We start from the raw sequence: 13,409 nt of genomic DNA on the forward strand, positions 1-13,409 counted from the left end.
GTGCGCTCCGGGCCGGGCGGTGGCGTCCGGCGCCTCTGCCGACAAAGTGGTGTGAACTCCCCGTGCCTGTAAGGAAATGACGAATGCCCCGGTGTGGTGCACACCGGGGCATTCGGGACGGGATCGGGCCCCGCGGATTACGCCTTACGGAGGTGGAACGTCAGTGCCAGTGCCTCGTCGGTGAAGGCCGGGCCGTAGCCACCGTCCGGCTCGCCGGGGGCGAAGTCCGTGGCGAGGACCTCCTCGGCGATCAGGCCGGCGTGCTCGGCGAGGGCCGTACGGACCTCCTCGTCGGACGACGCCCAGCGCAGCGCGATCCGGTCCGCGACGTCCAGGCCGCTGTTCTTCCGCGCCTCCTGGATCAGCCGGATCGCGTCCCGGGCCAGACCGGCCCGGCGCAGCTCGGGGGTGATCTCCAGGTCCAGGGCGACCGTGGCGCCCGCGTCGGAGGCCACCGACCAGCCCTCGCGCGGCGTTTCGGTGATGATCACCTCGTCCGGGGCGAGGGAGAGGGTCTCGCCGTCGACCTCGACGCTCGCCGTGCCCTCCCGGAGCGCCAGCGAGAGCGCCGCGGCGTCCGCGCCGGCGATGGCCTTGGCGACCGCCTGGACGCCCTTGCCGAACCGCTTGCCCAGCGCACGGAAGTTGGCCTTCGCGGTGGTGTCGACGAGCGAGCCGCCGCCCCCTCGACCAGAGGAAGATTCTGCCAGTGAGGCCAGCGAGCTGACGTTCAGCTCCTCGGCGATCTGGGCGCGCAGGTCCTCGGGCAGCCCGGCGAAGCCGTGGGCCGCGACCAGCGCGCGGGACAGCGGCTGCCGGGTCTTCACACCGGACTCCGCGCGGGTCGCCCGGCCCAGCTCGACCAGCCGGCGGACCAGCGCCATCTGGTCGGAGAGCGCCGGGTCGATCAGCGACTGCTCGGCGACCGGCCAGCCGGAGAGGTGGACGGAGTCCGGGGCGTCCGGGGTGACCGGGGCGACCAGGTCCTGCCAGACCCGCTCGGTGATGAACGGGGTGAGCGGCGCCATCAGGCGGGTGACCGTCTCGATGACCTCGTGGAGGGTGCGCAGCGCGGCCGCGTCGCCCTGCCAGAAGCGGCGGCGCGAGCGGCGGACGTACCAGTTGGACAGGTCGTCGACGAAGCTGGACAGCAGCTTGCCGGCGCGCTGGGTGTCGAAGGACTCCAGCGACTCGGTGACCTGCTCGACGAGGGTGTTCAGTTCACCGAGCAGCCAGCGGTCCAGCAGCGGCCGCTCGGCCGGGGCCGGGTCGGACGCGGACGGCGCCCACTGGGACGTCCGGGCGTACAGCGCCTGGAAGGCGACGGTGTTCCAGTACGTCAGCAGGGTCTTGCGGACGACTTCCTGGATGGTGTTGTGGCCCACCCGGCGGGCGGCCCACGGCGAACCGCCGGCCGCCATGAACCAGCGGACCGCGTCCGCGCCGTGCTGGTCCATGAGCGGGATCGGCTGGAGGGTGTTGCCCAGGTGCTTGGACATCTTCCGGCCGTCCTCGGCGAGGATGTGGCCGAGGCAGACCACGTTCTCGTACGAGGACTTGTCGAAGACCAGGGTGCCGACGGCCATCAGCGTGTAGAACCAGCCGCGGGTCTGGTCGATGGCCTCCGAGATGAACTGCGCCGGGTAGCGCTTCTCGAACAGCTCCTTGTTGCGGTACGGGTAGCCCCACTGCGCGAACGGCATCGAGCCGGAGTCGTACCAGGCGTCGATGACCTCCGGGACGCGCACGGCGGTGTGGGCGCAGCCCTCCTGCGGGCAGCCGAAGGTGATCGCGTCGATGAACGGGCGGTGCGGGTCCAGGCCCGACTGGTCGGTGCCGGTCAGCTCGGTCAGCTCGGCGAGCGAGCCGACGCAGGTGAGGTGGTCGTCCTCGCAGCGCCAGATGGGCAGCGGGGTGCCCCAGTAGCGGTTGCGGGACAGCGCCCAGTCGATGTTGTTGCTCAGCCAGTCGCCGAAGCGGCCGTGCTTGACCGACTCGGGGAACCAGTTGGTGTTCTCGTTCTCCCGGAGGAGGGCGTCCTTGATCGCGGTGGTGCGGATGTACCACGACGGCTGGGCGTAGTAGAGCAGCGCGGTGTGGCAGCGCCAGCAGTGCGGGTAGCTGTGCTCGTAGGCGATGTGCTTGAAGAGCAGGCCGCGGGCGTCCAGGTCGGCCACCAGCGTGCCGTCGGCCTTCTTGAAGAACTGGCCGCCGACCAGCGGGAGTTCCTCCTCGAAGGTGCCGTCGGGGCGGACCGGGTTGACCACCGGGAGGCCGTACGCCTTGCAGGTCTTGAGGTCGTCCTCACCGAAGGCCGGGGCCTGGTGGACCAGGCCCGTGCCGTCGTCGGTCGTGACGTACTCGGCGTTGACGACGAAGTTGGCGCCCTCCAGCTCGACCAGGGAGAACGGGCGCTCGTAGGACCAGCGCTCCATCTCGCGGCCGGTGAAGGACTGACCGGTGGCCTCCCAGCCCTCGCCCAGCGCCTTCTCCAGCAGCGGTTCGGCGACGACCAGCTTCTCCGTGCCGTCGGTGGCGACGACGTACGTGACGTCCGGGTGCGCGGCGGCGGCGACGTTGGAGACCAGGGTCCAGGGGGTCGTCGTCCAGATCAGCAGCGCGGCCTCGCCGGCCAGCGGGCCGGAGGTCAGCGGGAGGCGGACGTAGACCGAGGGGTCGACGACGGTTTCGTAGCCCTGCGCCAGCTCGTGGTCCGACAGGCCGGTGCCGCAGCGCGGGCACCACGGGGCGACGCGGTGGTCCTGGACCAGCAGGCCCTTGGTGAAGATCTGCTTCAGCGACCACCAGACCGACTCGATGTAGTCGGGGTCCATGGTGCGGTAGGGGCTGTCGAGGTCGGTCCAGTAGCCCATCCGCGTGGTGAGCTCGGCGAAGGCGTCGGTGTGCCGGGTCACCGACTCGCGGCACTTGGCGTTGAACTCGGCGATGCCGTACGCCTCGATGTCCTTCTTGCCGCTGAAGCCGAGCTCCTTCTCGACGGTCAGCTCGACCGGCAGGCCGTGGCAGTCCCAGCCGGCCTTGCGGTCGACGTGGTAGCCCTGCATCGTGCGGAACCGGGGGAAGACGTCCTTGAAGACGCGGGCCTCGATGTGGTGCGCGCCGGGCATGCCGTTGGCCGTCGGGGGGCCCTCGAAGAAGACCCACTCGGGCCGGCCCTCGGACTGCTGGAGGGTGCGGGCGAAGATCTTCTGCTCCTGCCAGAAATCGAGCACGGCGTGCTCAAGGGCTGGCAGGTCGACCTGGGCGGGTACCTGGCGGTACAAGGGCTGCTCACTCATCGGGGGCTTCCTCCGGCGGACATCTGCTGCTTCTCCGTCCGGAGGGACGAGAGCCCTGGCTCCCGCGGTACCACCCTCCTTGGCGGTGCGTGCCGCACCGCCCCCTCATTGGGGTCGCGCTGCCGGTTCTACTCGCCCTGGGTGGTCCGCGGCCCGTGGGGCACGGCCCACTGTCCAAAGCTTTCTTCCGGCGGCTCCGGGGTGATCTTCACGTCGCGCACGCCCCCGGGCTTCCACCGTCCCCGGGTCGCTGCTGGCTGCGTACGGCGCTACTCGTCCCATCACTGCCTCTCGCTGGGCCCAGTGTACGGGGCGCCGCCGACAGTGGCCGACCGAATTCCGGCGGCGCTCGCCCGGGCCCCGGCCGCGGGGTGCCGTAGGGGCTGCCGGGGCGGCGGCGCGGGACCAGGGCGCGCGACCGGGGCCGTGACCCGAATGGCCAGCGGCCGGGTGCCGGACGGCCAAGCGGATTACCGGGCGGGCAGCGGGGCACAACCGAGGCAGACCGGACTTCCGGGCCGGGTGGCAGGACCCGATGGGGCGGTGCGTCCCGTTGCCGCGTGCTCTGTGGCGATTTATCGTTCCCGTCACGATTCGCGAATAAAAGTCACATATGTGAAGGGGTCGCGGCCATGGTGGCGAAGAAGACCGCCGCGGAGAAGAGCACGACGCCTGCCGGCGAGGCCGTCGCGAAGCAGCCCGCACCGAAGAACAGCACTCCGAAGAAGGCCGCTCCGAAGAAGGCGGCCGCCCGGAAGACGGCGGCCGAGAAGACCACGGCCAAGAAGACGGCGGCCGCGAAGACCGCGAAGCGGGCTCCGGCCAGGAAGGCCGCGGTGCCCGCGAAGAAGACGGGAGCCAAGACGGTGGTGGCGAAGAAGACGGCGGCCGCGGCGGCCGGGGAGCACGGCAACGACTCCACGGTGCCCGGGGTCCGCACGGCCGCGGCGCCCGGTGAGCTCGCCGTACGGCCCGGCGAGGACCCCTGGACGACCGCCGAGGTCGACGAGGCGCGGTCGGCGCTGCGGGAGGAGACGGAGCGGCTGCGGCTGGAGATCACCACCGCCGAGGACGCCATCGCCGGGCTGATGCGCGACTCCGGCGACGGCGCCGGCGACGACGAGGCGGACACCGGCAGCAAGAACATCACCCGCGAACACGAGCTCGCGCTCGCCTCCAACGCCCGCGAGATGCTCCACCAGACCGAGCGCGCCCTCGGCCGGCTGGACGCGGGCACCTACGGACTGTGCGAGAACTGCGGCAACCCCATCGGCAAGGCGCGGATGCAGGCGTTCCCCCGGGCGACGCTGTGCGTGGAGTGCAAGCAGAAGCAGGAGCGCCGCTGAGCCGGCGCCTCCCGACCGGTCGTTGCGGGCGGCCCCCGGACCGCCCGCGCCCGCACGTGTGTGCCGTACTCTCGTGGTTCAGCCAGGCACGGCCTGGCCGCGGACACGACGGGCTGAGGGACTCACACGTGGCAGAGGCGGAACGCATCACCGGCACGCCGGAACCCGAGCCGGGTACCGGAGCGGATCCCACACCGGAGGCCGCAGCGGAAGCACCGGCGGAGCAGGGCGCCGGCCGGGGCAAGCGGCGGATCGCCGCGCTGCTGCTGGTCGCGTGCGTCGTCTACCTGCTCGACCTGGGCAGCAAGCTGCTGGTCGTCGCCAAGCTGGAGAACCACGAGCCGATCCAGGTCATCGGCACGCTGCTGCAGTTCAACGTGATCCGCAACCGCGGCGCCGCCTTCAGCATCGGCGAGGCGCTGACGATCTTCCTGACGATCATCGCGGCGGCCGTGATCCTGGTCATCGCCCGGGTCGCCCGCAAGCTCTACAGCCTGCCCTGGGCCATCGCCCTCGGGCTGCTGCTCGGCGGCGCCTTCGGCAACCTCACCGACCGGATCTTCCGCTCGCCGGGCGTCTTCGAGGGCGCCGTGGTCGACTTCATCGCCCCCGCGCACTTCGCCGTCTTCAACCTCGCCGACTCCGCGATCGTCTGCGGCGGCATCCTGATCGTGATCCTCTCGTTCCGGGGGCTGGACCCCGACGGGACGCTCCACAAGGACTGACCGCGCAGGGCGGTCCGGTGCCGGGCCCCCGGCCGCCGGGCAGGACACCACGGGACGACTGCCATACTCGTGGGGTGAGCACGCTTCCCGAGATCCGCACCCTGCCCGTACCGGACGGCCTGGAGGGCGAGCGCGTCGACGCCGCGCTGGCCCGGATGTTCGGCTTCTCCCGTACGAAGGCGGCCGAACTCGCCGCCTCCGGCAAGGTCCGGGTCGACGGGTCCGAGGTGATGAAGTCCGAGCGGGTGCACGGCGGTGCCTGGCTGGAAGTCGAGATGCCGCAGGCCGCGGCGCCCGTGGAGATCGTGCCCGAGCCCGTCGAGGGCATGGAGATCGTGCATGACGACGACGACATCGTCGTGATCGTCAAGCCGGTCGGCGTGGCCGCGCACCCCAGCCCCGGCTGGACCGGCACCACCGTCATCGGCGGACTGGCCGCGGCCGGCTACCGCATCTCCACCTCCGGTGCCGCCGAGCGCCAGGGCATCGTGCACCGCCTCGACGTCGGCACCTCCGGCCTGATGGTCGTGGCCAAGTCGGAGCGGGCCTACACGTCGTTGAAGCGGCAGTTCAAGGAGCGCGTCCCCGACAAGCGGTACCACGCGCTCGTGCAGGGCCACCCCGACCCGATGAGCGGCACCATCGACGCCCCCATCGGCCGGCACCCGCAGCACGACTACAAGTGGGCGGTCACCGCCGAGGGCAAGCCGTCGGTCACGCACTACGACCTGATCGAGGCGTTCCGCGCGGCCAGCCTGCTCGACATCAAGCTGGAGACCGGCCGCACCCACCAGATCCGGGTGCACATGGCCGCCCACCGCCACCCCTGCGTCGGCGACCTCACCTACGGCGCGGACCCCACCCTCGCCAAGCGGCTGGGCGTCGGCCGGCAGTGGCTGCACGCGGTCCGGCTGGGCTTCGAGCACCCCTCCGACGGCGGCTGGGTCGAGTTCGCGTCCGCCTACCCGGACGACCTCCAGCACGCCCTGGACACCGTGCGGGACGAGAGCAGCTGACGGAGCTCCGTGCCGGCGCGCGGCCGGTGGAACGCGGCGCCGCGCGGGCCGGCACGGCGGTCAACCACGGCGGTCATGGCACCCTTGGGCGGAAAGTGATCGAATCCGACCGCTCCGGAGCGTAGCCACCGTGGATCAGATGGCTCTGCTGTTCGTCCTTCTGCTCGGAGCCGTGGTGATGGTCCCGGTCGGCGACCGGCTGCGGCTGCCGTCACCGGTGCTGATGACCCTCGCCGGGGCCGTCCTGGCGCTGCTGCCGTTCGTCCCCAACGTCGAGGTACCGCCCGAGTTCATCCTGCCGGTGGTGCTGCCGCCGCTGCTCTACGCGGCCGTGCAGCGCACGTCCTGGCGGCAGTTCACCGCCAACCTCCGGCCGATCTTCCTGCTCGCGGTGGCCCTGGTCTTCGCCACCACGGCCGCGGTGGCCGCGGTCGCCCAGGCGGTGGTGCCCGGGATGCCGGTGGCCGCCGCGGTGGTGCTCGGCGCGCTGGTCGCCCCGCCCGACCCGGTGGCCGCGACCGCGGTCGCCGGCAAACTCGGGCTGCCCCGCCGGCTGGTCTCCATCCTGGAGGGCGAGGGCCTCTTCAACGACGTCACCGCGATCGTGCTCTACCACGTCGCGCTCGCCGCGGTGGTCAGCGGCAGCTTCTCGGTGCCCGGCGCGCTCGGCTCCCTCGTCCTGTCCGCCGTCGTGGCCATAGCGGTCGGTCTGGCGCTCGGCTGGGTGACCAACAAGCTGATGGGCCTGCTCGGTGACCCCACGCTGCAGATCGGGCTGACGCTGCTGGTGCCGTTCGTGGCTTACGTGCTCGCCGAGGAGTTCCGCGGCTCCGGGGTGCTGGCGGTGCTGACCTGCGCGCTCTTCCTCGCCGAGTACGCGGTCGACCCGGACGACGTGATGGGCCGGCTCGCCGGATACACCTTCTGGGAGGTCGTCGACACCCTCGTCACCGGAGTGGCCTTCGGGCTGATCGGCCTGGAGCTGCACAACATCTTCGGGGCCGCCGCACACCGCTGGGGCCAACTGCTCGGCGCCGGCGCCGCGGTCGTGGCGGTGGTCGTCGCGGTCCGGCTGCTGTGGCTGCTGCCCGCCGCCTGGCTGGCCAAGCGGATGCACAAGCGCCGCGACTACGACGAGGACATCCCGATGAGCTGGCGCGAGACGCTCATCATGTGGTGGTCGGGGATGCGCGGGGTGGCGTCGGTGGCGCTGGCGCTGGCCATCCCGTTCGACGTCGACGGCGGGGCGTTCCCGGCCCGGGACGACATCCTCTTCATCGCTTTCGCGGTGGTGCTCTCCACCCTCCTCGTCCAGGGCCTGACGCTGCCCTGGCTGGTGCGCAAGCTGCGGGTGCGGGCCGACACCGACGCCGTGGACGCCCTGGAGCGGGAGCTGGCGGTCCGGGTGATCAAGGCGTCCAAGCGGCGGCTGAAGGAGATCATGGAGGTCGAGGAGCTGCCCGACGAGGTCAGCGACCAGCTCTCCCGCCGGGCCTTCGACATCGGCGCCCGGATCGCGCCGGACATCGTCGACGACGAGCGGCGCGACCTCTTCGAGAAGCGGATCGGCCGGCTGAAGAAGGTGCAGCGCATCCAGGGCGAGATGCTCTCGGCGGCCCGCCACGAGGTGCTGGCCGCCCGCAGCGAACCGGGCGCCGACCCGGAGATCGTCGACCGGGTGCTGCGCCACCTGGACATGCGCAGCCTGCGCGGCGCCCCCTGACGCTCCCCGGGCGCCGCGGTCAGTCGCGGGTGCGCCGCTCGCCCGGCGGCCGGTCGAGCTCCGCCGGTGCCGTGCTGATCCGCGGCAGCGCGTAGGCGTGCTCGGTCCGCAGCCATTCGAGCATCCGCTCGCGGACCTGGCAGCGCACCGACCAGATCGCGTCCGCGTCCCGCGCGGTGACCAGCGCCCGCACCATGATCGTGGACGGTGTGGTGTCGGTGACCACCAGGCTCCAGGCCCGGCCGTCCCAGTCCGGGCACTCCTGGAGGACCTCCAGCAGCCGCTGCCGCATCTTCTCCACCGGCGCGCTGTGGTCGAGGTGGAAGAAGACCGTGCCGGTCATCTGGGCGCCGCCGCGCGACCAGTTCTCGAACGGCTTGCCGGTGAAGTACGAGACCGGCATGGTGATCCGCCGCTCGTCCCAGGTCCGCACGGTCAGGAAGGTCAGGGTGATCTCCTCGACGGTGCCCCACTCGCCGTCCACCACGACCGTGTCGCCGATCCGCACCATGTCGCCGAAGGCGATCTGCAGCCCGGCGAAGAGGTTGCCCAGGGTGGACTGGGCGGCGATACCGGCGACGATGCCCAGCAGTCCGGCCGACGCCAGCATGGACGTGCCGACCGTCCGCATCTCCGGGAACGTCAGCAGCATCGAGGCGGCCGCGACGACGGTCACCACCGCCGTCACCACCCGCTGGATCAGCGTCACCTGGGTGCGCACCCGCCGCACCCGCGCCGCGTCCCGGGCGCTCGCCGCGTAGCGGGAGTACGACGACTCCACTATCGCCGCGGCGGCCCGCATGGTCAGCCAGGCGGTGGCCGCGATCAGCACCAGGCTGAGCGTCTGGCCGATCCCCGCCTCGTGCTCCTCGACGGTCTTCAGCCCGGTCTCGTCGTACGCGCCGCGCAGCAGGGCCGCGCACAGCACCACCTGCAGCGGTATCCGGCAGCGCCGCAGCAGGCCCCACAGCGGGGTCTCGGGGTGCGCGGCGTCCATCCGGCGCAGCGCCCGGTCGGCGAGCCAGACCAGGACGAGCGTGATGACGACGGAGCCGCCCAGGACGGCGATCGGGCGCAGCACGTCCTCCACGGACACAGAATTCCTCCTCGGGTGGGATGCGCTGTCTGTGCGGGTACCCGGTCCTGCCGACCGTAACTGGCAGGATGGAAGGAGAGCGATCCGATCAAGGGAAGTGATGCAGTGCCGGCCTCCAGCGAGCCCGCGACCAGCGGGGTTCCGACGATTGTGCTGTTCCACTCGGTGTGCGGGCTGCGCCCCGCGGTGCACGCGGCGGCGGACCGGCTGCGCGCCGCGGGACACGAGGTGATCGTCCCCGACCTCTTCGACGGGCGGACCGCCGACTCCGTGCCGGACGGCATCCTGATCAAGGACGAGATCGGCAAGGAGGAGCTGCTCAAGCGCGCCATCACGGCCGCCGCCCCGTACTCCGACCGCGGCCTGGTCTACGCCGGGTTCTCCTTCGGCGGCGCGATCGCGCAGAACCTCGCGCTGGGCGACGAGAAGGCCCGCGGGCTGCTGCTGATGCACGGCACCTCGGACATCGCCGAGGGCGCGGCCGTCGACGAGCTGCCGGTGCAGCTGCACGTCGCCGACCCCGATCCGTTCGAGCCGCACGACTGGCTGACCGCCTGGTACCTGCAGATGCGCCGGGCCGGCGCGGACGTGGAGGTCTTCCGCTACGCCGGCGCCGGCCACCTCTTCACCGACCCCGACCTGCCGGACTACGACGCGGAGGCGGCGGAGAGCGCCTGGAAGGTGGCGCTGGGGTTCCTGGCGGAGGTCTGAGGGCGGGGGCCAGGGGGAGTCACCCCTGGCCCCCGGCCGTCCTAGCCCGCCGGCCGGTCCGCCCGCTCGACCTGCTGGGTGCCACTGCGGGTGCGGTACGAGCGCAGCAGCGTGCTGGTCGCGTTCGGGTCGGTCTTGTCGGAGATGCCGTAGTAGTCCATCTGCGTGCGCTCGCCGCTGACGTCCAGGACGCCGTAGCCGTGCGAGTCCATGTCCAGCCACTTCACGTGCCGGTTGGCGGCCCGGATGGCGGCGACCCCGGCCAGCGAGACCGTGTGCGGGGCGACGTGCAGGAAGTCGTCGACGTTGTCGGAGGTGACGGAGGTGACCACGAACTCCGTCGCCACCGGCGGGGTGGCGGGGTAGGTCGCCGCCTGCAGCGGGACGTCGTTGGCCCAGGCCATGTGGATGTCACCGGTCAGGAAGACGGTGTTGTCGATCCCGCGGTCGCTGAGGTGGCCGAGCAGTTCGCGCCGGTCGTCGGTGTAGCCGTCCCACTGGTCGGTGTTGATCGCCAGCCCCTCCTTGGGTATCCCGAGGATCTCGGCGAGCGGGCCGAGCAGCTTCGCGGGTATGGAGCCGAAGGCGACCTGGGAGATCATCACCGAGGTACCGACCAGCCGCCAGGCGGTGTCGGAGCGTTCGAGGCCGGCCTTGAGCCAGTCCAGCTGGGCCCGCCCGGTGATCGTCCGGCTCGGGTCGTCGACCGCGCCGCTGCCCGGTGCGGCCTGCTGGTCGCGGAACGACCGCAGGTCCAGCAGGTGCAGATCGGCGAGGTTGCCGAAGCGCAGCCGGCGGTAGGTGGTCCCGGCGACGGACGGCCGCACGGCATCCACTCGAAGTACGCCTGCTTCGCCGCGGCCATCCGGGCGGACCAGGAGCCCTCGGTGTCCGGCTGGTGGTTGACCGCACCGCCCTTCCAGGCGTTGTCGGCGAACTCGTGGTCGTCCCAGATGGCGATGACCGGGTGGGTGGCGTGCATCGCCAGCGCGTCCGGGTCGGTCTTGTGGACGCCGTGCCGGATGCGGTAGTCGGCGAGCGTGAGCAGCTCGTGGGCGGGGGAGTGCGGGCGCACCACGTACTTGAAGTCCGGGTACTCGCCGGACTTGTACTCGTAGAGGTAGTCGCCGAGGTGCAGCACCGCGTCCAGCTCGGTGCGGGCGGCCAGGTGCCGGTACGGCGAGAAGTACCCGGACTCCCAGTTGGCGCAGGAGACCACGCCGAAGCGGACGTTGCCCGGCGCGGCGTCGTGTGCGGGGGCGGTGCGGGTGCGGCCGACGGGGGAGTGCTGCCCGCCCGCGGTGAAGCGGTAGTAGTAGGTGGTGGCCGGCCGCAGGCCGCGGACGTCCGCCTTGACGGTGTGGTCGTGGGCCGCCGACGCGGTCACCTTCCCCCGGGCGAGGACCGTGCCGAAGCCCTTGTCGGCGGACACCTCCCAGGCCACCTCCGTGGCCGGGCCGCGGCCGGAGCCCGGCGTGGCGGACGGGGCCGGGGTGACCCGGGTCCACAGCAGTACGCCGTCCGGCAGCGGGTCCCCGAAGCGACTCCGTGCTGGAAGAACGAGCCCTGGCCCGGGCCCTGTTGGGCGTGGGCGGCGGTGGCACCGGCGAGCGGCAGGAGGGCGGCGGTGGCGGCGACGGCCGTGACGGCGGTGCGGCGCGAGATCTGGTCGTGATCGGTCACGGGCGCTCACCTTACTGGCCGGTAGGCCGTCAACGGGAGGGCAGTGCAGGGGAATTACCGGAATTCGCCCTCCCGTTGCCGGCCGTCCGCTCAGTGGGCGCCCGTGGGGTCCTTTTCGCCCTCGCGGATACCCTTTCCGCCGCTCTTGCCGGAATCCCCGCCGGAGTTCTTGCCCTTCGCCGGGCCGAACTCCTTGTCGATCATCTTCTCGAAGTTGGCCTTCGCCAGCTGGCTGTACTGCGCCTCCGTCATCCGCGGATCCTGCGGGATCTGGTCCATCACCAGCTTCTTGTCGCCGTGCATGAACGTCGGCGTGCCCTTGACGCCCTTGCGGCCGAACAGCGCCGTCATGTCCATCGCCCAGCGGTCGTAGGTGCCCTTCTCGACCGCGGTCTCGAACGCCTTGTTGCCCTTCAGCTCCGGCACGTCGGCCGCGACCTTGAGCAGCTCGGAGTCCTTGGCGTAGAGGTCCTCGCGCTCGTCGGGGTGGTACTTCGCCGAGTACAGCGCGGACTTGTACTTCAGGAACGCCTCCGGGCTGACGTTCAGCGCGGCGCCCAGGGCGCTCAGCGCGTTCTTGGAGCCCTCGCCGCCCTGCATGCCGTCGATGAAGGTGTACATCGTGAAGCGGACCTTGTAGCGGCCGTCGTGGATGTCCTTGAGGAGGGCCGAGCCGGTGCTCTGCTCGAAGGCCGCGCACGCCGGACAGCGGACGTCCTCGAAGACCTCCATGGTCTCCTTGGCCTTCGGGTCGCCTATCAGGATCTCGGTGTGGTCCTTGCCCTGGGTGTGCGCCGGGGCGATCTGCCGGGCCTCCTTGGCGGCCTCCCAGCCGGTCGGCTCGTTGGCCTTGAGGACGGCGAAGCCGATCCCGCCGGCCACGGCGAGCACGCCGACCACGGCGCCGGCCACGACGAGCTGCCGGCGCAGCCGCTCCTTCTTCTTCTGCCGCTCGCGCTCGGCGCGGATGCGCTCGCGGGCCGCCTGCTTGCTGCCCTGGCTGTTGCGGTTGCTCATGTGGGGGTCCCTCGCGGTGGTGTGGTGGTGCGTACGGAAGGTCAGACGGCGGCCGGGCGGGGCGGGCCGCGGCGCCGGACGCAGTGCACGAGGAGGGGGAGCGGGCGGGCCGGCGGCAGTGGGTGCAGCGGACGGACCCGGCGGCGGGGCGGGAGCAGTGCCGCCGCGGCCACCGCGGCCGCGGTCAGCAGCGGGCGGAAGGTGGCGGCCGCCGCGGCGCGCAGCAGCGCGTCCAGGGCGGCGTCCCCGCGGTGCAGCCAGCCGGCGGCGAGCAGGCCGACCGTGAGGTGGGCGGCCAGCAGCAGCCAGGGCGCGGCGGCCGGTACGGACGGCGGCAGCGGACCGCCGGGGTGGGCCGCCAGCCGTGCCAGCGGGGTGCCCAACTCGCCGCTCCGGCACAGCAGATCGACGCCCACCGAGCGGAGCGGGCCGGCGAGCGGCCCGCCGGCCGGGGCGTAACAGGTGTGCTGCCCGGCGGTGAAGACGGTGTCGGCGGCCAGCTCCAGCGGCACCAGCAGCCCGGCCACGGCGCGGTAGCCGCGCTCCCGGCCGGTCAGCGGATAGGCCGCGGCGAAGACACCGGCGCAGATCGCGGCGACCGCGGCGGGCGGCAACGGGGCGTGCGAGAGCAGCACGTGGGAGGCCGCGGACAGGGTGGTGCACAGCGCGGTGAACAGCGCCGCCCGCACCACCCTGAGCTGAACCGCCGGTACGCCCGCGGGACGGGCGCCCGGGCGCACTCCCGTCGCCTGCACGGTCGGGAGTCTGCCATGTGCACGGCATTCGGCCGGGT

9 protein-coding genes and 1 pseudogene are annotated in these 13,409 nt (G+C 72.1%); 5 read left to right on the top strand and 5 right to left on the bottom strand.

Annotated elements, in window-relative coordinates; all coding sequences use genetic code 11:
- Nucleotides 1-137 precede the first annotated feature (137 nt).
- The gene (ileS, locus tag OJ254_RS17725) at nucleotides 138-3,299 is read right to left on the bottom strand and encodes an isoleucine--tRNA ligase (RefSeq protein ID WP_265363117.1); all 3,162 of its coding nucleotides are present in this window, start codon (nucleotides 3,297-3,299) and stop codon (nucleotides 138-140) included.
- 632 nt (nucleotides 3,300-3,931) lie between these two features.
- Here ileS and OJ254_RS17730 point away from each other — a divergent pair.
- The 4 genes from OJ254_RS17730 to OJ254_RS17745 all read left to right on the top strand — a co-directional run bounded on the left by OJ254_RS17730 (nucleotide 3,932) and on the right by OJ254_RS17745 (nucleotide 8,109).
- Nucleotides 3,932-4,645 (top strand): TraR/DksA family transcriptional regulator, encoded by a 714-nt coding sequence (locus tag OJ254_RS17730; RefSeq protein WP_265363118.1) that lies wholly within the window; start codon nucleotides 3,932-3,934, stop codon nucleotides 4,643-4,645.
- A 128-nt stretch (nucleotides 4,646-4,773) separates the two neighbouring features.
- Complete coding sequence (gene lspA / locus OJ254_RS17735) at nucleotides 4,774-5,370, top strand: signal peptidase II (protein ID WP_265363119.1); 597 nt, start codon at nucleotides 4,774-4,776, stop codon at nucleotides 5,368-5,370.
- A gap of 74 nt (nucleotides 5,371-5,444) precedes the next feature.
- Nucleotides 5,445-6,386 (top strand): RluA family pseudouridine synthase, encoded by a 942-nt coding sequence (locus OJ254_RS17740; protein WP_265363120.1) that lies wholly within the window; start codon nucleotides 5,445-5,447, stop codon nucleotides 6,384-6,386.
- 130 nt (nucleotides 6,387-6,516) lie between these two features.
- Complete coding sequence (locus tag OJ254_RS17745) at nucleotides 6,517-8,109, top strand: Na+/H+ antiporter (protein ID WP_265363121.1); 1,593 nt, start codon at nucleotides 6,517-6,519, stop codon at nucleotides 8,107-8,109.
- Between the two features lie 19 nt (nucleotides 8,110-8,128).
- Here the strand turns inward: OJ254_RS17745 and OJ254_RS17750 are convergent, their stop codons facing one another.
- Nucleotides 8,129-9,199 carry a mechanosensitive ion channel family protein gene (locus tag OJ254_RS17750; protein ID WP_279351993.1) on the bottom strand — a complete coding sequence of 357 codons (1,071 nt, stop codon included), beginning with the start codon at nucleotides 9,197-9,199 and terminating at the stop codon, nucleotides 8,129-8,131.
- Nucleotides 9,200-9,310: 111 nt separating this feature from the next.
- On the opposite strand from OJ254_RS17750, the gene OJ254_RS17755 reads away from it, so the two are divergent.
- Nucleotides 9,311-9,916 carry a dienelactone hydrolase family protein gene (locus OJ254_RS17755; protein ID WP_265363123.1) on the top strand — a complete coding sequence of 202 codons (606 nt, stop codon included), beginning with the start codon at nucleotides 9,311-9,313 and terminating at the stop codon, nucleotides 9,914-9,916.
- A gap of 41 nt (nucleotides 9,917-9,957) precedes the next feature.
- Here the strand turns inward: OJ254_RS17755 and OJ254_RS17760 are convergent.
- The 3 genes and pseudogenes from OJ254_RS17760 to OJ254_RS17770 form a co-directional block, all read right to left on the bottom strand.
- Nucleotides 9,958-11,609, bottom strand: a pseudogene (locus OJ254_RS17760) (alkaline phosphatase D family protein).
- 80 nt (nucleotides 11,610-11,689) lie between these two features.
- The gene (locus tag OJ254_RS17765; RefSeq protein ID WP_265363124.1) at nucleotides 11,690-12,616 is read right to left on the bottom strand and encodes a thioredoxin domain-containing protein; all 927 of its coding nucleotides are present in this window, start codon (nucleotides 12,614-12,616) and stop codon (nucleotides 11,690-11,692) included.
- A 41-nt stretch (nucleotides 12,617-12,657) separates the two neighbouring features.
- A complete protein-coding gene (locus tag OJ254_RS17770) occupies nucleotides 12,658-13,371 on the bottom strand; it encodes a hypothetical protein (RefSeq protein WP_265363125.1) in 714 nt (237 codons plus the stop codon).
- Nucleotides 13,372-13,409 lie beyond the last annotated feature (38 nt).

It is taken from the genome of Streptomyces endophytica, assembly GCF_026153355.1.
Classification (GTDB): Bacteria; Actinomycetota; Actinomycetes; order Streptomycetales; family Streptomycetaceae; genus Streptomyces; species Streptomyces endophytica.

Coding starts and splice junctions, on each gene's coding strand:
- ileS (WP_265363117.1), bottom strand. CDS start 3,299: ATGAGTGAGCAGCCCTTGTACCGCCAGGTACCCGCCCAGGTCGACCTG.
- OJ254_RS17765 (WP_265363124.1), bottom strand. CDS start 12,616: ATGAGCAACCGCAACAGCCAGGGCAGCAAGCAGGCGGCCCGCGAGCGC.
- OJ254_RS17730 (WP_265363118.1), top strand. CDS start 3,932: ATGGTGGCGAAGAAGACCGCCGCGGAGAAGAGCACGACGCCTGCCGGC.